This is a genomic window from Streptomyces sp. NPDC006510 (genome assembly GCF_040611955.1).
Taxonomy (GTDB): domain Bacteria; phylum Actinomycetota; class Actinomycetes; order Streptomycetales; family Streptomycetaceae; genus Streptomyces.
The window spans coordinates 1-19,958 of the sequence record NZ_JBEXPH010000004.1 but is presented as its reverse complement, the minus strand read 5'-3'; the positions used below and the strand labels follow the sequence as shown (position 1 = coordinate 19,958).

The 19,958-nt window shown below is 68.8% G+C and carries 17 protein-coding genes and 2 tRNA genes; 4 read left to right on the top strand and 15 right to left on the bottom strand.

The features are described 5' to 3' along the window. Positions 1–61: 61 nt before the first annotated feature. Both ABZY11_RS02530 and ABZY11_RS02525 read right to left on the bottom strand, forming a co-directional pair. Positions 62–964: a rhomboid family intramembrane serine protease gene (locus tag ABZY11_RS02530; RefSeq protein WP_356477416.1), complete on the bottom strand. Its 903-nt coding sequence runs from the start codon at positions 962–964 to the stop codon at positions 62–64. Between the two features lie 164 nt (positions 965–1,128). Continuing rightward, on the bottom strand, positions 1,129–1,656 hold the full coding sequence (locus ABZY11_RS02525) for a peptidylprolyl isomerase (RefSeq protein WP_356477339.1): 528 nt from the start codon (positions 1,654–1,656) through the stop codon (positions 1,129–1,131). A gap of 400 nt (positions 1,657–2,056) precedes the next feature. Here ABZY11_RS02525 and ABZY11_RS02520 point away from each other — a divergent pair, with 400 nt between their 5' ends. Then, positions 2,057–2,791, top strand: coding sequence for a DUF5324 family protein (locus ABZY11_RS02520; protein ID WP_356477338.1), 735 nt, complete (start codon positions 2,057–2,059; stop codon positions 2,789–2,791). A gap of 194 nt (positions 2,792–2,985) precedes the next feature. On the opposite strand, the gene ABZY11_RS02515 is transcribed toward ABZY11_RS02520, so the two are convergent. After that, positions 2,986–3,058 (bottom strand) — tRNA-Ala (locus ABZY11_RS02515). Positions 3,059–3,228: 170 nt separating this feature from the next. Between ABZY11_RS02515 and ABZY11_RS02510 the strand changes: the two genes are divergently transcribed. Both ABZY11_RS02510 and ABZY11_RS02505 read left to right on the top strand, forming a co-directional pair. Further along, on the top strand, positions 3,229–3,777 hold the full coding sequence (locus ABZY11_RS02510) for a DNA-binding protein (RefSeq protein WP_356477337.1): 549 nt from the start codon (positions 3,229–3,231) through the stop codon (positions 3,775–3,777). 83 nt (positions 3,778–3,860) lie between these two features. Continuing rightward, positions 3,861–5,192: a serine/threonine-protein kinase gene (locus ABZY11_RS02505; protein WP_356477336.1), complete on the top strand. Its 1,332-nt coding sequence runs from the start codon at positions 3,861–3,863 to the stop codon at positions 5,190–5,192. Positions 5,193–5,254: 62 nt separating this feature from the next. On the opposite strand, the gene ABZY11_RS02500 is transcribed toward ABZY11_RS02505, so the two are convergent. The 3 genes from ABZY11_RS02500 to ABZY11_RS02490 form a co-directional block, all read right to left on the bottom strand. Next, on the bottom strand, positions 5,255–6,598 hold the full coding sequence (locus tag ABZY11_RS02500; protein WP_356477335.1) for a hypothetical protein: 1,344 nt from the start codon (positions 6,596–6,598) through the stop codon (positions 5,255–5,257). Further along, positions 6,598–8,553 carry a VWA domain-containing protein gene (locus tag ABZY11_RS02495; RefSeq protein WP_356477334.1) on the bottom strand — a complete coding sequence of 652 codons (1,956 nt, stop codon included), beginning with the start codon at positions 8,551–8,553 and terminating at the stop codon, positions 6,598–6,600. The genes ABZY11_RS02500 and ABZY11_RS02495 overlap by 1 nt, the downstream gene beginning before the upstream one ends. 150 nt (positions 8,554–8,703) lie before the next feature. Continuing rightward, positions 8,704–8,838 (bottom strand): DLW-39 family protein, encoded by a 135-nt coding sequence (locus tag ABZY11_RS02490; protein ID WP_003958712.1) that lies wholly within the window; start codon positions 8,836–8,838, stop codon positions 8,704–8,706. A 309-nt stretch (positions 8,839–9,147) separates the two neighbouring features. Between ABZY11_RS02490 and ABZY11_RS02485 the strand changes: the two genes are divergently transcribed. Then, on the top strand, positions 9,148–9,519 hold the full coding sequence (locus ABZY11_RS02485; RefSeq protein ID WP_356477333.1) for a DUF6344 domain-containing protein: 372 nt from the start codon (positions 9,148–9,150) through the stop codon (positions 9,517–9,519). An 83-nt stretch (positions 9,520–9,602) separates the two neighbouring features. On the opposite strand, the gene ABZY11_RS02480 is transcribed toward ABZY11_RS02485, so the two are convergent. The 9 genes from ABZY11_RS02480 to dnaN all read right to left on the bottom strand — a co-directional run. Beyond that, on the bottom strand, positions 9,603–9,956 hold the full coding sequence (locus tag ABZY11_RS02480) for a hypothetical protein (RefSeq protein ID WP_356477415.1): 354 nt from the start codon (positions 9,954–9,956) through the stop codon (positions 9,603–9,605). Between the two features lie 111 nt (positions 9,957–10,067). After that, positions 10,068–10,141, bottom strand: a tRNA-Ile gene (locus ABZY11_RS02475). A gap of 70 nt (positions 10,142–10,211) precedes the next feature. Then, positions 10,212–10,817 (bottom strand): DUF3566 domain-containing protein, encoded by a 606-nt coding sequence (locus tag ABZY11_RS02470; protein ID WP_356477332.1) that lies wholly within the window; start codon positions 10,815–10,817, stop codon positions 10,212–10,214. 93 nt (positions 10,818–10,910) lie between these two features. Then, positions 10,911–13,535, bottom strand: coding sequence for a DNA gyrase subunit A (gene gyrA, locus ABZY11_RS02465; RefSeq protein ID WP_356477331.1), 2,625 nt, complete (start codon positions 13,533–13,535; stop codon positions 10,911–10,913). 46 nt (positions 13,536–13,581) lie between these two features. Further along, positions 13,582–15,687: a DNA topoisomerase (ATP-hydrolyzing) subunit B gene (gyrB, locus tag ABZY11_RS02460; RefSeq protein WP_356477330.1), complete on the bottom strand. Its 2,106-nt coding sequence runs from the start codon at positions 15,685–15,687 to the stop codon at positions 13,582–13,584. Between the two features lie 425 nt (positions 15,688–16,112). After that, complete coding sequence (locus ABZY11_RS02455; protein ID WP_356477329.1) at positions 16,113–16,625, bottom strand: DciA family protein; 513 nt, start codon at positions 16,623–16,625, stop codon at positions 16,113–16,115. Between the two features lie 56 nt (positions 16,626–16,681). Further along, positions 16,682–17,812, bottom strand: a complete 1,131-nt coding sequence (recF, locus tag ABZY11_RS02450) for a DNA replication/repair protein RecF (protein WP_356477328.1) — start codon at positions 17,810–17,812, stop codon at positions 16,682–16,684. A gap of 85 nt (positions 17,813–17,897) precedes the next feature. Further along, the gene (gene gnd / locus ABZY11_RS02445) at positions 17,898–18,776 is read right to left on the bottom strand and encodes a phosphogluconate dehydrogenase (NAD(+)-dependent, decarboxylating) (protein WP_072487581.1); all 879 of its coding nucleotides are present in this window, start codon (positions 18,774–18,776) and stop codon (positions 17,898–17,900) included. A 132-nt stretch (positions 18,777–18,908) separates the two neighbouring features. Then, on the bottom strand, positions 18,909–19,958 hold a 1,050-nt coding region (gene dnaN / locus ABZY11_RS02440; RefSeq protein ID WP_356477327.1), incomplete at its 5' end, for a DNA polymerase III subunit beta.

The following is a 19,958-nucleotide window of genomic DNA, read 5'->3' as shown; positions in this document are numbered from 1 at the left end:
GATCCGGTACCCGCTGTGGACAACTCCGACTGTGGACAACTGACGCGGGGACGATGTCCGCTCAGGTCAGTGCGGCCGTTCTGGCGATCACGACGAGGATCACAGCCGCCAGGACCAGGGCGCTGGTTCCGTACTGCACCAGCGCGCGCCGCTCGCGGGGTGCGTGCACCATGCCGATCGCGATCAGCGTGCCCGCGACCAGGCCGCCGACATGCGCCTGCCAGGCGATTCCGCCCCAGGGGTTGAAGGTGATGACCAGGTTCACCGCGAGGAGTGCGAAGACCGGGCGCATGTCGTAGTTGAGCCGGCGCATGAGCACGGCGGTGGCGCCCAGCAGTCCGAAGATCGCTCCGGAAGCTCCGAGCGAGCCCTGCACAGGCGCGGAGAGCCAGTAGGTGAGGGCGCTGCCGGCCAGGCCGGAGAGCATGTAAAGCGTGAGGTAGCGGGCGCGGCCGAGCGCCGATTCCAGCGGCCCGCCGAGCCACCACAGCCCCAGCATGTTGAACGCGATGTGCCACACCTCCTGGTGCAGGAACATCGACGTCACCAGTCGGTACCACTGGCCCTCCGCGACGCCTTCGAGCGGACCGCCGTAGTAGGTCGGGGCGCGGCCGAGCAGCATCAGCTCGTCGACCAGCGCGGTGCCCCTCGCCAGCACCGCGAGGTACACGGCGACATTGAGACCGAGAAGGATCTTGGTCACGAGGCGGGGATCGGCCGTGACAGTGCCGCCCGCGATGGTGCGCGGCTGGTTGGCGGCCGGTCCGTGTCCCGTACCCGATCCCTGGCGGACGCAGTCCGGGCACTGGAAGCCGACCGAGGCGTCGATCATGCACTCGGGGCAGATCGGGCGCTCGCAACGGGCGCAGCGAATGTTCGCCTCGCGACCGGGGTGGCGGTAGCAGCTGAGCGAGCCGTCCGCGGCGGCGGGCTGGTCCCTGCTTCCCGGCGGCTGCTGGTCCATCGGTCCCATCACTTCCTGGTCCCTTCGGTCCTCGTCCAAGCGGCACGGCGGGCACGGCACGCACGACGCCGCCCTGCTCGTCCGCTATGTATCAGTACGGACGGGCAGGGCGGTTGGTTCCCGAAAGGGAAATCAGTGTGTGATCAATCGATGACCATTGGTGATCAACGAGTTTCGATGACGACCGACTCGATCACGACGTCCTGCACCGGACGGTCGGTACGGGCGTTGGTCTGGGTGGCGGCGATGGCATCCACGACCTTCTGACTGGCGGGGTCGGTGACCTCGCCGAAGATGGTGTGCTTGCCGGTCAGCCAGGCGGTCGGCGAAACGGTCACGAAGAACTGCGAGCCGTTGGTGCCCGGGCCGGCGTTGGCCATGGCCAGCAGATACGGCTTGTTGAAGCTGAGGTCGGGGTGGAACTCGTCCGCGAACTCGTACCCCGGGCCACCGGTGCCGTTGCCGAGCGGGTCGCCGCCCTGGATCATGAAGCCGCTGATTACACGGTGGAAGACAGTGCCGTCGTACAGCCTGTCCGTCGACTTCTTGCCGGTCTCGGGATGCGTCCACTCGCGCTCACCCTTGGCGAGCTCGACGAAGTTCTTGACCGTCTTGGGCGCGTGGTTCGGCAGAAGCCGGATCTCGATGTCGCCCTGATTGGTCTTCAAGGTGGCGTAAAGCTGCTCAGCCACGATCTGCCTTCCGTAAGCCTTCGGTGACGTTACGTCTTCTTCGGTGACGTTGAGTCCTCAGTGACGTTCACCGATCCTCGCACGGACCGTGCGATCCGGCGCCCGGCCACCACCGGCGAACGCGCGGTGCTCACCTTCCTGCCCCAGTCCGCACCCCGCACGCCGGTGCCGCTCACCGCAGGAACAAATGCGGCCAAGTGCGTGACGAAGCGGCGCGGGCTGAGGCGAACCGTGGCATTGTCGTCGACAAGCTCCCCTTGCACCGTATTGCACCAAAACATCACTCATGACCTGGATGACCCGGATGCCAGCCCCGCATGCCATACAGGACTCCGGCAGGCATGATCTCGAAATGGGTGGAAAGGCGGAGTGTCTACCCGCCACCAAGGAGGAGGATCCCGTGACCCGCATCGACAGCGTGCGCGCCGCAACCGACTCGGCGAAGGACAGCGTGCAGCACGCCGCGGAAGTGGTGGCGCCCTACGCCGACACGGCCAAGGACCAGGCCGCACATCTTGCGCACGAGGCCCGCACGCGCCTCGCGCCGAAGGTGTCCAAAGCGGCCCAGCAGGCCCGCGTCCAGTACGACGCGCATCTGGCACCACGTATCGAACTCGCCCTCACCCATGTGCCGCCCAAGGTCGACGAGGTCGGCCGGCGCGCCGCGCGCGGCACCCGCCGGGCGGCCCGTACCGCTGCGGACTTCACGGTTCCGCGCGTCGAGCACGCGATGGCCGTCGCCCAGCCCGTGGCCGAGGAGGCCTCGGTCCGCAGCGCCGCCGCGCTGGCCGCGCTGCGCGGACAGGTCACGGCGGAGGAGATCCGGCAGCTGGCCAGGAAGCACGAGCGGCGGGCGAAGGCCGGTCGGCTGTGCAAGGTGCTCGCCGTGGCCGGCATCGTGGCGGCCGGCGCCTATGCCGCCTGGAGGTGGTGGGACAAGCAGGCCAACCCCGACTGGCTGGTCGAACCGCCCGCTGCCACGGAGGTCTCCGACCGTGCACCGCTGACCTCGGTCGACGGCAGCGGCCCGGCCCCGTTCGACCCCGAGGCCCGGGCCAAGCAGGCCGAGGCGGAGACCGATGGGACGGACGGCCCGGAAGGCGTGGACGGCACCGGCCCGGACGACCGCCGCTGAGCGGGACCCCGCAAAACGGAACCCGCGCCGGAATGCCACGATGTCTTCCGGCGCGGGTTCCGTTTCTCTGCCGCCCGGCCGCTTCCCTCGTCGCACCCCCGAGCCCGCACACCAGCGCGTGCGCACGGACCGCACGACCAGCACGCAAAACCCCCTCCAGCCGTGTTTTTGCCGGTCGGAGGGGGTTGATTGGGTGGAGCCTAGGAGATTCGAACTCCTGACATCTGCCTTGCAAAGGCAGCGCTCTACCAACTGAGCTAAGGCCCCGAAAAACGGACAGCCCCGGACGCTTCAGCGTCCTGGCCACCGCCGCAGACCAGAGTACCGGGTACTCCCCGGAATCCTGCAAAAAGATGGGGGCTCCCGGTCGGCGACCACTCTCCGTAAGATGCTCGACGAGGTTCGCAGCAGCGAAGCCGCAGCGAAGGGGAGACGCCATGGACGCAGCTCAGCAAGAGGCAACGGCAAGAGCCAGGGAGCTTCAGCGCAGTTGGTACGGAGAGCCTCTCGGTGCGCTCTTCCGCCGGCTGATCGATGATCTCGGCCTGAACCAGGCCCGGCTCGCCGCCGTCCTCGGGCTGTCCGCCCCCATGCTCTCCCAGCTGATGAGCGGCCAGCGGGCGAAGATCGGTAACCCCGCGGTCGTCCAGCGCGTCCAGGCGCTCCAGGAACTGGCCAGTCAGGTCGCGGACGGCAGCGTCAGCGCGGGCGAGGCCACCGACCGCATGGAAGAGATCAAGAAGTCCCAGGGCGGCTCCGTCCTCACCAGCACCGGCCAGACCTCCACCACCGGCGGCGCCCCCACCGTCCGGCGCGTGGTCCGCGAGATCCAGTCGCTGCTGCGGTCGGTCGCGGCCGCCGGGGACATCATCGATGCCGCCGACTCCCTCGCCCCGACCCATCCGGAACTGGCAGAGTTCCTCAGGGTGTACGGCGCGGGGCGCACCGCGGAAGCGGTGGCGCACTACGAGGGACACCAGAGCTAAGGGCCGTTCGCCCGGCTCGGGCCGGGCACGACCCCGAGATCCGGCCGTGGGCCGAAACAGGAACTGGGAGCGGACGCAGCGCAATGGGTGAGGTCTTCGCCGGTCGGTACGAACTGATCGATCCGATCGGACGTGGTGGGGTCGGCGCCGTCTGGCGGGCCTGGGACCACCGGCGCCGCCGTTATGTGGCGGCCAAGGTCCTCCAGCAGAGCGACGCACACACGCTGCTGCGCTTCGTCCGCGAGCAGGCGCTGCGGATCGAGCATCCGCATGTGCTCGCACCGGCCAGTTGGGCCGCGGACGACGACAAGGTCCTGTTCACCATGGATCTGGTGAGCGGCGGTTCGCTGGCGCATGTCATCGGCGACTACGGACCGCTGCCTCCCCGTTTCGTCTGCACGCTCCTCGACCAACTGCTGTCCGGGCTGTCCACGGTGCACGCGGAGGGCGTCGTGCACCGGGACATCAAGCCGGCCAACATCCTTATGGAGGCGACCGGTACCGGACGGCCGCATCTGCGGCTGTCCGACTTCGGCATCTCCATGCGCAAGGGGGAGCCGCGCCTCACCGAGACCAACTATGTGGTGGGGACGCCCGGTTACTTCGCGCCCGAGCAAATGATGGGCGCGGAACCCGATTTCCCCGCGGACCTGTTCGCGGTCGGTCTTGTCGCGCTGTATCTGCTGCAGGGCAAGAAGCCCGACGCGCAGGCGATCGTCGAGCACTTCGCCTCGTACGGCACGCCCGCCGCCCCGGAGGGGATCCCCGAGCCGTTGTGGCAAGTCCTCGCGGGGCTGTTGCAGCCGGATCCCCAGGCCCGGTTCCGTACGGCCACGGGTGCGCGCAAGGCGCTGACGGCCGCGGTCGAGATGCTGCCGGAGCCCGGGGTCGAGGACGAGCCGGTCGAGGTCTTCGACCAGATCGGGCCGCTGCCCGCCGGTTTCGGCCCCTCGGGACCGATCACGGCCCCCGTCCAGAACGCGCAGGACGCCCAGCCGGGCCAGGCAGCAGCCCAGCAGCCCTACACCCAGCCGCCGGTCCCGATGTCGGAGACGGGCAGCTTCCACCTCCCGCCGCCTCCGCAGCAGCCCACTCCGCCGCCCCAGCCGGTCACGCCGCACACCCCGCTACCGGCGCACGCGGCGTCCCCCTACGCCACTCCCGCGCCGGATCCCTCGCAGGCGCCCACGGCCGCCGTGCAGCACGAACCGGCTCTCACCCGTGCGTACACCGTCGGGCAGCCGCAGGCACCCGCTCCCGCGCCCGGCGCGGGGGTTTCCCCGCAGCCCCCGGCCGCCGCTCCGGCGCACGCCCCGCAGAGGCGTCCGGGACCGTCCCCGAAGGTGGCGGTCCCGGTGTTGGTGGTGGCGTTGATCTGTTTCGCGGTGGGCATCTGGGCGCTGACCCAGAGCTGAGCCCGGGTGACCTGAGCCCCGTCACCAGAGTCCCTGCCGTGCGGGCTCGGGTCCCGGCCCGGCTACCAGGTCTGCGGCGGGCCCCCGTACGGCTGGTTGCCACCGGACGGGCCTGCCGGGGCGGTGGTGGCGCGGCGCCGTGCCAGCAGCGTCCACACCCCGAGCCCGAGCACCAGCACCGAACCGGCGCCGATCCCGGCCGCGCCGACCATCTTCATGGTGTCGCTCCTGGCCGCCTGAGGGCCGCTCTGGCCGTCCCTCGCCATGTCCTTGTCGTCCTGCGTGACCGAGAAGATCCCGGCGTCCCCCGCGTACGGAGAATTCCGGGCCTTCCCCTCGACCTTGATCCTGAGGGTCAGCGGAATCGCCTTGTCGCCGTACGACTTCGCGACCGCCGGGCTGAGCGTCACCGACAGGTAGTACCAGCCGGCGAACCGCATGGCGCTGACACTGCTGGTGGAGTCGTACCGGTTCTCGTACGCCACCGGGGGCAGCGGATCCAGCGACACGGACGCGGGCTTTCCGGAGTACGACAGCGGCGTCGCGGAGTCGACGTGGCCGTACGCCGGGTTGTCGAGGGACAGCGCGAGCGCGTTGCCGATGAAATCGTCCGAGGCGTTGTTGTTGCTCAGGTCCGCGGTGGCGAAGATCTGCTGGCCCCAGTCCACCGGCACTCGGTAGAAGAGGGTCTGCCCCGGCTTGATGCCGCCCTTCTCCTGCCACTCGCCGGTCTCCAGGCCGGTCGCGTCGTAGTAGCTGGTGCCGCCCGACCGCTTCTGCGGGGCGGTGGTGGGCGGCACGGGCGAGGCCGACGGCCAGCTCTCCGGCGCGTCGGTCGGCATCGAACCGGCCGATTTCAGCTGCGGCTCCGACTCGTAGCGCAGCTCCAGGTCCCACTCGTCGGGGGCGGAGGTCTCCTTGCTCTCCCGCTCGATCAGGACGTTGTACGTGCCCGCCTCCTGGCAGATGCTGCTGTCCTTCTCCATGATCCGGTAGGCGTACGCCGCGATCGGGCGGGCGAACTCCGCCGACTCGAACCGCGCGTCCTCCGAGCTGCACTGGAGGTCCGTGCTGTCGCGGATGCTGACCGTGATGCCGTCCCCGTAGGCGACCTGGCCGCCGCCCCTGGGCACGGCCACCGCCGAGACGTACCCGTTCGTCTTCGCGTCGAGGTTCAGGCGGTAGTAGAGCTTCTGGCCGGGCTTGATCGAGCTCCGGTAGACCGATCCGGCCGTCAGCGCCGACGCATCGGTGCTGGCCTCCGCGCCGTCGATCTTCTCCGCCCCGGGATCGAAGGTGTACGTGGCGGGCTCCCCGGCCGCGTACGCCTGCCCCGGCAGCGCCGCCGCCGCGCACATCGCCGCGACCGCGGCCAGCGCCACCCGGCCCCTGTTGCGCTGCCTCATCACGCGCTTCCCCTCGTCGTCTGTGCGGCCCGCCCACGACGCCCGCGTACGAACACGAGCCCCGCGATCACCACCACCACGGCGCCCGCCCCGGCAGCGGCCGCAATGCCGGTCCATCCTGCCCCGCCCGTACCGCCGCTGTCTTCGACCCTGATCGAATTGCCCTTCTTATCCGCTTTCTCGTCTGCCGTCCTGCCCGCTTTCCTGCCCGTCTCCTCGGCCGCGGCGGGAGCGTTGTGCTCGGGGCCGGCCAGCTCGTCGCCGAGGACCGACACCCGCAGCACCACACCGATCTGCGGGTTCTCCGCGATGTCCGCGGCCCGCGCCCCCAGCGTCACCGAGATGTAGAAGTCGCCCCCGGCGTGCACGGGCCGGACCTGGGAGCCGTACTCGTAGCGGTTGGTCCAGGCGACCGGCACACCGCCCATCCTGATCGCCGTCGGGCGGCCGCTGTACAGGGTCGTCGGACTGAACTCGCCGCCTCCGGTGAGCGGGAACCGGGCGGGGGTGAACAACTGCGTCGCCCCGTACGAGTACGTGGAGCCGCCACGCTCCACCGTGGGCTCGTTCGCGAACTCCACGTCGTAGCGCACCTGCTGGCCCCAGCCTGCCGGGACCTTGTACCAGAGGGTCTGCGCCGGAAGGATCCGGTCGCGCCACACGCCCCGGCCGATCTCCTCGGCGTCGTTGAAGCCGGTACCGCCCCGTATGTCGCGGGGGTCGCCGGACGGCAGCACGGCATCCTCACTCCCCTTGCCGTACTCCGGCCGGGACTGGGCGGGCGTGACACCCTTCTTCAGGGGCGCCTCCACCCCGTGGACCAGTTCGAGCGGCCAACGCGCCGCGTCGGAACCCTTCTTGCTCTCCCGCTCGACCACCAGCCAGTACCGCCCCGCCCGGTCGCAGATGCCCTTGCCCTTGCCCCGTGCGGCGGGGATACGGGCGATCGCCGAGGTCAGCGGGGTCGCGCCCTCCTTCTGGGAGAAGCGCGCGGTCTCCGAACCGCAGGAACTGTCAGTGCCGTACGCGATGCTGGTACGCATCGCGTCGAAGGTGTCGACGGCCGCCCCCGGCTGCGGCACCGCCGTCGCCGAGAAGTCCACCGTCGAGACGGCGTCCAGGTCGACGGCGTAGTACCGCTTCTCACCCGGCCCGATGGTGTCGAGATACTGCCCCGGTCCGAGCACCGGCGCCCCCGCGCTCGTCGCCGTACCCGCGATCCGCTCGCCCCGGAACCGGTAGCCGTCCGCGGAGAGTTGCGACGCCCGCTGCAACTGCCTGGCCAGCGACTCGGCGTCCGGTGCGTCGTAGTAGCGGCCGTTGCCCGCCACCGCGACGCATTCGAGCTGCTCCCGGGCCGCGCCCTCCACCTGGAAGCCCACGGTGTCGATCCGCAGCCCGACTCCCTCCTTGCCGAGCTGCTCGGCGACCTCGCAGGGCGGTGGCGCCCCGCAGTTGTCCTCGCCGTCGGAGACCAACAGGATCGTGCGCGTACCGATGGCGCCGCCCGAGGGGCGTGGAAGGTCCTCGGCGGCCTTCCGCAGCGACAGGCCGATGGGGGTGTCGCCCCTGGGCTTTACGGCCGCCACGGCCCGCTTCACGGCCGTCCGGTCGAGCCCGCGCACCGGCCTCACGAGCCTGGTGTCCGTGCAGCCCCGGGCGCGGTCGGCGCCGTACACCCGCAGTCCGGTCGGATATCCGTCGGGGAGGCCGTCGACGACGGTCCCGACGGCCGCACGGGCGCTCTCCATCCGGGTGCGCCCCGTACCGTCGTCGTCCGCCATGGAGCCGGACGAGTCGAGGACCAGGACCAGGCTGCCGTTCGGGCCGGCTCCGGATGCTCCGGGCACGCTGTCCGAGGGCGCCGCCACGGCAGGCGTCGCGCCCGCCACCAGGGCGAGCAGCGCCCCGCCGATCCATGCCCCGCGACTGCGGTGCCGGTCCCGTGCCTTCACCCGTGCCCCCTCGACCAAAACCCCGGATGTTTTGCTCAAGCAACGTATTGATTTGCTTGAGTGAACTCAAGGGTGCGGGTGTCACGGTCCCGCAACAGCACGAAGCCCCGGCCGCTCAGCGACCGGGGCCCGCAATCAGGCTGTTCTGTCTCACACACCCGAACCTGCGGGCACGGAGTCAGTCGCCTCCGTCCACAGATCCTGCTCGGCGCGATCCGCCTGGATCTGGCGGTACACGAGGAGCCCGCCGATGGCGGCCAGTGCGACCAGGAGAAGCTTCTTCACCGCGCGACCTCGTCTTTCCTTGACGTAGGGGACTTCTGCCGCCCGACTATACACACCGGCCGATATCAACCGGTGACCTGCCTGCGACCCAACTGGCGCCCGGCGAGGAGCGATCACCCGGGGACCGCTCCGCCCGGCGGATCCGGCCGCGGCCCGCGGACCCCGCGCGAGCCCGTCAAGACCGGTTGAACCATACGAGTGGTGTTCATCAGAAGATCGGCGGATCGGTGGCGTCGGTCCATGAAATCGCGAACCACATCCACATCATCAGAAAGGTAAGCAAACCGGACCACCCGAAAGCGAGGGGCCATGAGCACCTTCAAGCCCAAGAGCATCTGGACCGCCTTCGTCACCGCCCTCTTCGCGCTGCTCACCGCGCTGGGGATCATGAGCACCCCGGCGGCGGCCACGGAGCAGAGCGCCACGGAGCCGACCACCACGAATCACGAACACACGGGTGCGACCGCGGCAACCGCGACCACCCCGTCGGTGCGATGGACCCTTCCGCGCGACCGGGCGCTGCCACCCACGATGAAGCAGCGCATCCACGCCGAAGCACACGGCTCCTCGCCCGCCACCCGCCATCTGTCCGTCGACACCATGGACACCACGGACATCTGGAACGCCGCCCGCACCGCCCACGGGGCCGCGGTGGGGGACGCGTCCCTGCTGCCTCCCTGAGAGCCGCTCAACTGACGCACAGAGCCCCCGGGCCGGTTCACACCGGACGGGGGCTTCTCCGTGCCTCCAGCGGCTTTCCCCGCCTACCGGAGCCAGCGCTGCGCCGCCTCGACGGTGTCCCTTCCGCCGGTGTTGAACGCGATGGCGGCCCGAGGCGCATGGCGGCGGATCAGATTCACGATCTGCTCGAAGAGCGGGAGCAACTGCTCGGTCTTGCGGATCCCGCCCCCGACGACCACCACGTCCCACGGACGCTCCGCCAGCGACGCGACGATCGCGGGCTCGGCCGACTCGTCGAACACCACCAGCGTCATGGCCGCTTCGATGCCACGCTCCTCGAACCGCCTCAGTTCCCCGGCGAGAGTCGCGCGGATGGCATCCGCGTCGACGCCGGGCAGGGCCTGCGGGTCGTAACCGACAACAAGTACGGAAGAGATGCGGCCAACCTACTGACGTCGGCCACGGACGCCGGCCGCGGATGCCGACCGCGGGTGTCAGCCGTAATGCCGAAGGCCCTCGACCGGATCCGGTCGAGGGCCTTCGTACTGTGGGGCTAACAGGATTTGAACCTGTGGCCTCATCCTTATCAGGGATGCGCTCTAACCAACTGAGCTATAGCCCCGCCGCGCTGTGCGCTGACTTCTGAAGATTAGCGCACGTCGGGGCCAGTCCCAAAATCGATACCCGGCGCCCTACTCGTCCTCGGCCAGCGTGAGCTCGATACCGCCCACGAAGCCCGCCGACAAGTTGTAGATGAAGGAGCCCAGCGTCGCCAGGGCGGTCGCCAGAACCACGTCGATCACCGCGATGACCGAGGTGAAGATGAGAACCCTCGGCAGCGACAGGAACGACTGGAGATCGAAGCCGTTGCCCTCGTTCGAACCGGTGGCCTCGCTGATCGTTCCGCCCACGGTGGAGAAGACGCCCATCGCGTCCATCACCATCCACAGCACCGCGGACGCCACGACCGTGCAGATGCCGAGCGCGATGGAGAGCAGGAAGCTGACCTTCATCACCGACCACGGATCGGCCTTGGCCACCCGCAGCCGCGCCTTGCGGGTACGCGGAGTCGTCCGCGCCCCCGTCCGCGGCCGCCGGGCCGCCTGCGCGGCGCCGACGCCCTGTGCACCGCCCTGCGTGCCGTGCGGCCGGCCGCCCTGGGTCCCGCCCGCGGGCGAGGGATACGCCTGCGGCGGGTGGTACGGCCCGCTCTGCCCCGGTGCGGGCTCGCGCTCACCCGGCAACGGCCCGGTCGCGTAGCCCTCGTACTGGGGCTGAGGCCCCCGGGTGTCCGTCACAATGCCCCCTTGGGAGTCCGCGGCAGGGCCACGGGCACCGTTCGCTCCTGCTCCGGAAGCGGCCGAACCGGCGCCCGTGGCTCCACTCACGCTCTACTCCTCGTGCTCCCCGGCCGAAGGCGACGTGCCTTCGACATTGCCCTCGACCGTGCTCTCGGCACCCTCCGCCGTCGCGGTCTCGGCGTCCTCGGACCCCTCGACTTCTTCGGCCTCACGACCGGCTTCGGCGTTACGGGCAATACCGACGACGGCATCGCGCTTGCCCAGATTGATCAGTTGGACGCCCATGGTGTCACGGCCCGTCTCCCTGACTTCATTGACTCGCGTACGAATCACACCACCGCCGAGCGTGATGGCGAGGATCTCATCCGTCTCCTCGACCACCAGCGCGCCGACCAGTGAGCCCCGGTCCTCCACGATCTTGGCAGCCTTGATGCCCAGACCGCCACGGCCCTGAACCCGGTACTCGTCGACAGGGGTCCGCTTCGCGTACCCACCGTCGGTGGCAGTGAACACGAACGTACCCGGCCGGACAACATTCATCGAGAGCAGTTCGTCGCCCTCGCGGAAACTCATGCCCTTGACACCCGAAGTCGCACGGCCCATCGGGCGCAGCGCATCGTCCGTCGCGGTGAACCTGATCGACTGGGCCTTCTTGCTGATGAGCAGCAGATCGTCCTCGGCCGAAACCAGCTCCGCACCGATCAGCTCGTCGTCCGAGCCGTCGGCCGTCTCCCGGAGGTTGATGGCGATGACACCGCCCGAACGCGGCGAGTCATAGTCCTTCAGCGCGGTCTTCTTCACCAGACCGCCCTTCGTGGCCAGGATCAGATACGGCGCGGCCTCGTAGTCACGGATCGCCAGGATCTGGGCGATCTGCTCGTCCGGCTGGAAGGCCAGCAGGTTGGCGACGTGCTGGCCACGGGCGTCGCGGCCGGCATCCGGGAGCTCGTACGCCTTCGCCCGGTACACCCGGCCCTTGTTCGTGAAGAACAGCAGCCAGTGGTGCGTCGTCGACACGAAGAAGTGGTCGACGATGTCGTCTTCCTTGAGCTTCGTACCGCGCACGCCCTTGCCGCCGCGCTTCTGCGAGCGGTAGTCGTCCGTCTTCGTGCGCTTCACATAGCCGCCGCGCGAGATCGTGACGACGATGTCCTCCTCGGCGATCAGGTCCTCGATGGACATGTCACCGTCGAAGGGCACCAGCTTGGAACGGCGGTCGTCGCCGAACTTCTCGACGATCGCCGCCAGCTCCTCGCTGACGATCTTCCGCTGCCGCTCCGGCGACACCAGGATCGCGTTGTACTCGTTGATCTTCGCCTGGAGCTCGTCGTGCTCGGCCGTGATCTTCTGGTGCTCCAGCGCGGCCAGCCGGCGCAGCTGCATCTCCAGGATCGCGTTCGCCTGGATCTCGTCGATCTCCAGCAGGCCCATCAGGCCCTCGCGCGCCACCTCGACCGTCTGGCTGCGCCGGATGAGCGCGATGACCTCGTCGATCGCGTCCAGCGCCTTGAGCAGACCACGCAGGATGTGCGCCCGCTCCTCCGCCTTGCGCAGCCGGAACTTCGTACGCCGGACGATGACCTCGATCTGGTGCGTCACCCAGTGCCGGATGAACGCGTCGATCGAGAGGGTGCGCGGCACACCGTCGACCAGCGCCAGCATGTTCGCGCCGAAATTGGTCTGCAGATCGGTGTGCTTGTACAGGTTGTTCAGCACGACCTTGGCGACCGCGTCCCGCTTCAGCACGACGACCAGGCGCTGGCCCGTACGCGACGACGTCTCGTCACGGACGTCGGCGATCCCGCCGATCTTGCCGTCCTTCACCAGGTCGGCGATCTTCTGCGCCAGGTTGTCGGGGTTGGTCTGGTACGGGAGCTCCGTGACGACCAGGCACTGCCGGTTCTGGATCTCCTCGACCGCGACGACCGCACGCATCGTGATCGAGCCACGGCCGGTGCGGTACGCCTCCTCGATGCCCTTGCGGCCCACCACGAGCGCGCCCGTCGGGAAGTCCGGGCCCTTGATCCGCTCGATCAGTGCGTCCAGGAGCTCCTCCTGAGAGGCCTCCGGGTGCTCCAGATACCACTGCGCACCGGCCGCGACCTCACGCAGATTGTGCGGCGGGATGTTGGTCGCCATACCGACCGCGATGCCCGCCGAACCGTTGACCAGCAGGTTCGGGAACCGCGCCGGCAGAACCGTCGGCTCCTGGTTGCGGCCGTCGTAGTTGTCCTGGAAATCGACGGTCTCCTCGTCGATGTCCCGGACCATCTCCATGGACAGCGGCATCATCTTGCACTCGGTGTACCGCATGGCGGCGGCCGGGTCGTTGCCCGGAGAACCGAAGTTGCCGTTGGAGTCCACCAGCGGCATGCGCATCGACCACGGCTGCGCCAGACGCACCAGTGCGTCGTAGATCGACGAGTCACCGTGCGGGTGGTACGTACCCATGACGTCACCGACGACACGGGCGCACTTGTAGAAGCCCTTCTCGGGCCGGTAGCCGCCGTCGTACATCGCGTACAGCACCCGGCGGTGGACGGGCTTGAGACCGTCCCGTACGTCCGGCAGCGCACGCGAGACGATGACGGACATCGCGTAGTCGAGGTAGGAGCGCTGCATCTCCGTCTCGAGCCCCACGGGCTCGACACGCATGCCCACACCCGCCGCGGCGGGCTCCTCTTCAGGTGTCACAGGGGTGTTCTCGTCGGCCATTGCTGGTCAAAGTCCTTTCGAGCGGCGGCTTGCTGGTACGGCCGACTCAGATGTCGAGGAAGCGGACGTCCTTGGCGTTGCGCTGGATGAACGAGCGCCGTGCCTCGACGTCCTCGCCCATCAGCACCGAGAAGAGGTCGTCGGCCTGCGCCGCGTCGTCCAGCGTGACCTGGCCGAGAACCCGGTGGTCGACGTCCATCGTGGTGACGCGCAGCTCCTCGGCGTTCATCTCGCCGAGACCCTTGAAGCGCTGGATCGAGTCTTCCTTGATCCGCTTGCCGTTCTGCTTGCCCAGCTCGACCAGGGCGTCGCGCTCCCGGTCCGAGTACGCGTACTCGAAGTCGTCCCGGCCCCACTTGATCTTGTAGAGCGGCGGGCGGGAGAGATACACGTGCCCGGCCTCGACCAGCGGACGCATGAAGCGGAAGAGGAACGTCAGCAGCAGGGTGTTGATGTGCTGACCGTCGACGTCGGCGTCCGCCATCAGGATGATCTTGTGATAGCGCAGCTTCTCGATGTCGAAATCCTCGTGGACCCCGGTACCGAAGGCTGAGATCAGCGCCTGGACCTCGGTGTTCTGCAGGATCTTGTCGACCCGGGCCTTCTCGACGTTCAGGATCTTGCCGCGGATCGGCAGGATCGCCTGGTACATCGGATTACGGCCGGACTTCGCCGAACCACCGGCGGAGTCACCCTCGACGATGAAGATCTCGCACTTCGTCGGGTCGTTGGACTGGCAGTCACTCAGCTTGCCCGGCAGCGAGGCGCTCTCCAGGAGCCCCTTGCGACGGGTCAGATCACGCGCCTTGCGGGCCGCGACCCGGGCCGTGGCCGCCGCGATGCCCTTGCGGATGATGTCGGCCGCCTCGTTCGGATTGCGGTCGAACCAGTCCGTCAGGTGCTCGTGGACGACCTTCTGGACGAAGGTCTTCGCCTCCGTGTTGCCCAGCTTGGTCTTCGTCTGCCCCTCGAACTGCGGCTCGCCCAGCTTCACCGAGATGATCGCCGTCAGACCCTCACGGATGTCGTCACCCGTGAGGTTGTCGTCCTTCTCGCGCAGCAGCTTCTTGTCCCGCGCGTACTTGTTGACCAGCGTGGTCAGCGCGGCGCGGAAACCTTCCTCGTGCGTACCGCCCTCATGCGTGTGGATCGTGTTCGCGAAGGAGTACACACCCTCGCTGTACTGCGTGTTCCACTGCATCGCGATCTCGGCCGAGAGGAGACGCTCCTTGTCCTCGGCCTCGATGTCGATCACCGACTGGTGAATGACATCGCCCTTGCGGGAGTTGAGGTACTTCACGAAGTCGACGATGCCGCCCTCGTAGTGGTACGTGACCGTACGGGCCTGCTCCTCCTCGGCGACGTCGGCCACCTCGGCGACCTCCGCACCCAGCGTCGCCTTCGCCGACTCGCGCTCGTCGGTGAGCTTGATCGTCAGGCCCTTGTTGAGGAACGCCATCTCCTGGAAACGGCGCGACAAGGTCTCGAAGGAGTACTCGGTCGTCTCGAAGATGTCCCCGTCGGCCCAGAAGGTGACCGACGTCCCCGACTCCTCGGTGGCCTCGTTACGGGCCAGCGGAGCGGTGGGCACACCCAGCTTGTAGTCCTGGGTCCAGCGGAAACCGTCCCGCCTGACCTCGACCGAGACGCGCGCCGACAGCGCGTTCACCACGGAGACACCGACACCGTGCAGACCGCCGGAGACGGCATAGCCGCCTCCGCCGAACTTGCCGCCGGCGTGCAGCACCGTCAGCACGACCTCGACCGCGGGCTTCTTCTCCGACGGCACGATGTCGACCGGGATGCCACGGCCGTTGTCGATCACCCGGACCCCGCCGTCGGCGAGGATCGTGACGTCGATCGTGTCCGCGTGCCCGGCCAGGGCCTCGTCGACCGAGTTGTCGACGACCTCGTACACAAGGTGGTGGAGTCCACGCTCACCGGTCGAGCCGATGTACATGCCAGGTCGCTTGCGGACCGCGTCCAAGCCCTCGAGGACGGTGATCGCGCTGGCGTCGTACGAGGCCGTGACCTCGCCCGAGCCGACTCCTTCGCCGGAGGCGGTGACCTCGGCGCGATCACCGGATGTGGACGGAATGTTCTCGTTGGGGTTGCCGGAATCGGCCACGAAGCGCCCTTTCTGGCACAGCACAGGCCGTTCTCCGGGCAAACGGGAGCGGCTGCGTCGTTCGGCTTGTATCGACGACTCCCGCAAGGATGCGGGATTGTCGACCAGTCTACCGGTAGCGCCGACATGAATGGGGGTTTGCTGGTACCTGAGTACGCATGTGCCGCCCTGAATGAGCGGCTGACGACTCCCCATATTCAGGAAGGGCCCTCAGGAGGCTCACGCGGGCCTTGAGCGCTTCGGCCTGTCAACCTCCCGCTACCGTGAGGGACGCCCCACTTCCGCCGCATGGTTTAAACCACCACAAACCCGTACAACCTGGATCCGACGGACAAGCGCCCGCGCAGCCGCAGCCGAGCCGGGAACGGGGCCGCAAAGAGCCCGCAAAGCAGCCGAGGGGCAGCCCAGGAGGCAGCCCGGCAGCAACTCGAAAACGGGAAAAGCCCAGGTCAGCCGTAGGTGTCGCCGGGCCCTGTACTCCCCGGCGCCCGCAGCGGACCAAACCTGCGCTGCGGACCACCGGGCCCCAGCACCTTGATCAACCGCACCGTGCCCTGCCCCAGATCCGCATTCAGCCGGGCCACCAGCTGAGGCGCCAGCAACCGCAGCTGCGTCGCCCACGCCGTCGAGTCGCACTGCACCGTCAGCACCCGCTCGTCCGGGTCCTCGTCGTACCGCAACGGCACACAATGATTGGCCAGATCTTCACCGACGATCTGCGGCCAGCGACCCATCACCCCACCCACCGCCGCCGGAGTCTCCCAGCCGCGCTCGGTGATCAGACGGTTGATCGCAGAACCCAGCGGCAACGGATCACGCCCATCCGCCCGCGCACCCGAACGCAGCCCGCCACCCCGCCTGGCCTGCTTCTTCTGCTGCGCCGCGGCACCACGCGCCCGCGCCTGCTCCTTCGCCGCACGCAACGCCACCCGCGCCAGATCGACCCCCGAGGGCTCCGGCACCCTACCCCCACCGGAACGCTCCTGGGACGGCTCCTTGGACCCCGCACCGCGGCCGCTCACAGCCGCTCCACCTCACCCGCGGACACCGCGTACCGCGCCCCCGCCAGCACACCCGGAACATCGTCGTCCACCGCGGCCGTCACCAGCACCTGCTCACCCGGAGCCACCAGTTCCGCCAGCCGCTCACGACGCCGCGCATCCAGCTCCGCGAAAACATCGTCAAGCACCAGCACCGGCTCATTGCCCTCGCTGCGCAGCAGATCGTACGAAGCCAGCCGCAGCGCCAACGCGTACGACCAGGACTCGCCATGGCTCGCGTACCCCTTGGCCGGCATCCCCCGCAGCCCCAGCACCACATCGTCACGGTGCGGACCGACCAGCGTCACACCCCGCTCGATCTCCTGCTTACGGACCTCCGCCAGCGCGGCGATCAGCTGCTCGTACAGCTCCTCACGGGTACGCGCGGACTCCACACCCGCCCCGACCGAACTGCGGTACTCCAACGCCACCGGGCCGCCACCGGGCGCGACATCCGCATACGCCTTGTCCGCCAGCGGCTGGAGGGTCGCGATCAGATCCAGCCGCTGTGCCAGCAGCTCCGCGCCCACCCGGCCCAGATGCTGGTCCCACACGTCGAGCGTGGACAGGTCCATCGACCTGCCACCGTGCCGACGCGCCATCGCCGCCGACTTCAGCAGGGTGTTGCGCTGCTTCAGCACCCGCTCGTAGTCCGAGCGCACACCCGCCATCCGCGGCGAACGAGCCGTGATCAACTCGTCGAGAAAGCGCCGCCGCTCCCCGGGGTCCCCCTTGACCAGCGACAGATCCTCCGGTGCGAACAGCACCGTACGCACTATCCCCAGCACGTCACGCGGCCTGACCTGTGACGATCGATTGATACGGGCCCGATTGGCCTTGCCGGGATTGAGCTCGAGCTCGATCAGCTGCGAACGCTCTCCCTGCGTCACGGCGGCGCGGATGACAGCCCGGTCCGCGCCCATCCGCACCAGCGGCGCATCGGAGGAGACCCGATGACTGCCGAGCGTCGCGAGATAGCCGACCGCCTCCACCAGATTCGTCTTGCCCTGGCCATTGGCCCCCACGAAAGCGGTGACGCCCGGCTCGAGAGGTACCTCGACCCGGGCGTACGAGCGGAAGTCGGCCAGCGAGAGATGCGTGACATGCATGGGTGTACGCCGACCTTCCCGGCTTCCTGCTCCGTGCTTCGTGGAGCGGACCGAACGCCTTGGTCCGATCCGCCACTCGTTGCGGTTACTTCTTGTTCTCGACCGCGTGGCCACCGAACTGGTTGCGCAGCGCGGCGATCATCTTCATCTGGGGGGAGTCGTCCTGGCGCGAGGCGAAACGCGCGAAGAGCGACGCGGTGATCGCGGGCAGCGGCACCGCGTTGTCGATCGCGGCCTCCACCGTCCACCGGCCCTCACCGGAGTCGGCGGCGTAGCCACGGAGCTTGTCGAGGTGCTCGTCGTCGTCCAGCGCGTTGACCGCCAGGTCGAGCAGCCAGGAACGGATGACCGTGCCCTCCTGCCAGGAGCGGAAGACCTCGCGCACATCGGTGACGGAGTCGACCTTCTCCAGGAGCTCCCAGCCCTCGGCGTAGGCCTGCATCATGGCGTACTCGATGCCGTTGTGGACCATCTTCGCGAAGTGGCCGGCACCGACCTTGCCCGCGTGGACGGAACCGAAGTCGCCCTCGGGCTTCAGCGCGTCGAAGATCGGCTGGACCTTCGCCACGTTCTCGGCGTCGCCGCCGTACATCAGCGCGTAGCCGTTCTCCAGGCCCCAGACGCCGCCGGAGACGCCGCAGTCCACGAAGCCGATGCCCTTGATGCCCAGCTCGACCGCGTGCTTCTCGTCGTCGGTCCAGCGGGAGTTCCCGCCGTCCACGACGATGTCGCCGGGGGAGAGGAGACCGGCGAGCTCGTCGATGGTGGCCTGGGTCGGGGCACCGGCCGGAACCATCACCCAGACGACCCGAGGACCCTTCAGCTTGCCCACAAGCTCTTCGAGGCTGTGGACATCGGAGACGTCCGGGTTGCGGTCGTAACCGATGACGGTGTGGCCAGCGCGGCGGATGCGCTCGCGCATGTTGCCGCCCATCTTGCCGAGGCCGACGAGACCGAGCTCCATCAGAGATTCCTTAAGCGTTGTGCCGATTCGTACCCAGGGACGAGCCTACGCCCGGCCGGGGACAGACCGACGGGCATGCTCGGCGCCGAGCGTGCCCGTCGGGAAACTGCCGTGACAGGACCGATGACCGGATCAGCCGGAGAGGCGGACCGGCATGATCAGGTACTTGTACGCATCATCCGCATCGGCATCCACCGCCGGGCGGCCGCTGAGCAGCGCGGGCTTGGTGGACGTCGTGAACGAGAGCTGAGCGACCGGGGAGTCGATCGCGCTCAGCCCGTCCAGCAGGAAGGTCGGGTTGAAGGCGATCGAGATGTCGTCGCCCTCCAGCACCGCGTCGACCCGCTCCACAGCCTGTGCGTCGTCGCTGGAACCCGCCTCCAGGATCAGCACGCCCTGCTCGAAGCTGAGCCGCACCGGGGTGTTCCGCTCGGCGACCAGGGCCACACGCTTGACGGCCTCGACGAACGGCGCCGTCTCGATGACCGTGACCGAGTTGAACTCGGTGGGGAAGAGCGTGCGGTACTTCGGCAGATCGCCTTCGAGCAGCCGCGTGGTCGTACGCCGGCCCGCGCCCTCGAAACCGATCAGCCCCTCACCGGCGCCCGAGCCGGACAGTGCCAGGGTCACCGTGTCACCGCTGGTCAGGGCCTTGGCGGTGTCCAGCAGCGTCTTGGCGGGCACCAGGGCGACAGCGGAGGCGTCCGGGTTCTCCGGCTTCCAGAGGAACTCGCGGACCGCGAAGCGGTAGCGGTCGGTCGAGGCCAGGGTGACGGTCTCGCCCTCGATCTCGATCCGCACACCGGTCAGCACCGGCAGCGTGTCGTCACGGCCCGCGGCGATGGCGACCTGGGCGGCGGCCGAGGCGAAGACCTCGCCGGGAACCGTGCCCGTCGCGGTCGGCATCTCGGGAAGCGCCGGGTACTCCTCCACAGGAAGGGTGTGGAGTGTGAATCGCGAGGAGCCGCAGACCACGGTCGCCCGTACACCGTCTGTGGAAATCTCCACCGGGCGGTTGGGGAGGGCGCGGCAGATGTCGGCGAGGAGCCGGCCGGAGACCAGCACCGTGCCGTCCTCCTCGACCTCGGCGTCCACCGAGACCCGGGCCGAGACCTCGTAGTCGAAGCTGGAGAAGCTGAGGACCCCGTCCTCAGCCTTCAACAGAAGGCCCGCAAGAACGGG

What these genes read in the sequence shown, in the direction of transcription:
- ABZY11_RS02530 (WP_356477416.1), bottom strand. Translation starts at nt 964, where the DNA reads ATGGACCAGCAGCCGCCGGGAAGCAGGGACCAGCCCGCCGCCGCGGAC.
- ABZY11_RS02510 (WP_356477337.1), top strand. Translation starts at nt 3,229, where the DNA reads ATGGACGCAGCTCAGCAAGAGGCAACGGCAAGAGCCAGGGAGCTTCAG.
- ABZY11_RS02505 (WP_356477336.1), top strand. Translation starts at nt 3,861, where the DNA reads ATGGGTGAGGTCTTCGCCGGTCGGTACGAACTGATCGATCCGATCGGA.
- ABZY11_RS02500 (WP_356477335.1), bottom strand. Translation starts at nt 6,598, where the DNA reads ATGAGGCAGCGCAACAGGGGCCGGGTGGCGCTGGCCGCGGTCGCGGCG.
- ABZY11_RS02485 (WP_356477333.1), top strand. Translation starts at nt 9,148, where the DNA reads ATGAGCACCTTCAAGCCCAAGAGCATCTGGACCGCCTTCGTCACCGCC.
- gyrA (WP_356477331.1), bottom strand. Translation starts at nt 13,535, where the DNA reads ATGGCCGACGAGAACACCCCTGTGACACCTGAAGAGGAGCCCGCCGCG.
- recF (WP_356477328.1), bottom strand. Translation starts at nt 17,812, where the DNA reads ATGCATGTCACGCATCTCTCGCTGGCCGACTTCCGCTCGTACGCCCGG.
- gnd (WP_072487581.1), bottom strand. Translation starts at nt 18,776, where the DNA reads ATGGAGCTCGGTCTCGTCGGCCTCGGCAAGATGGGCGGCAACATGCGC.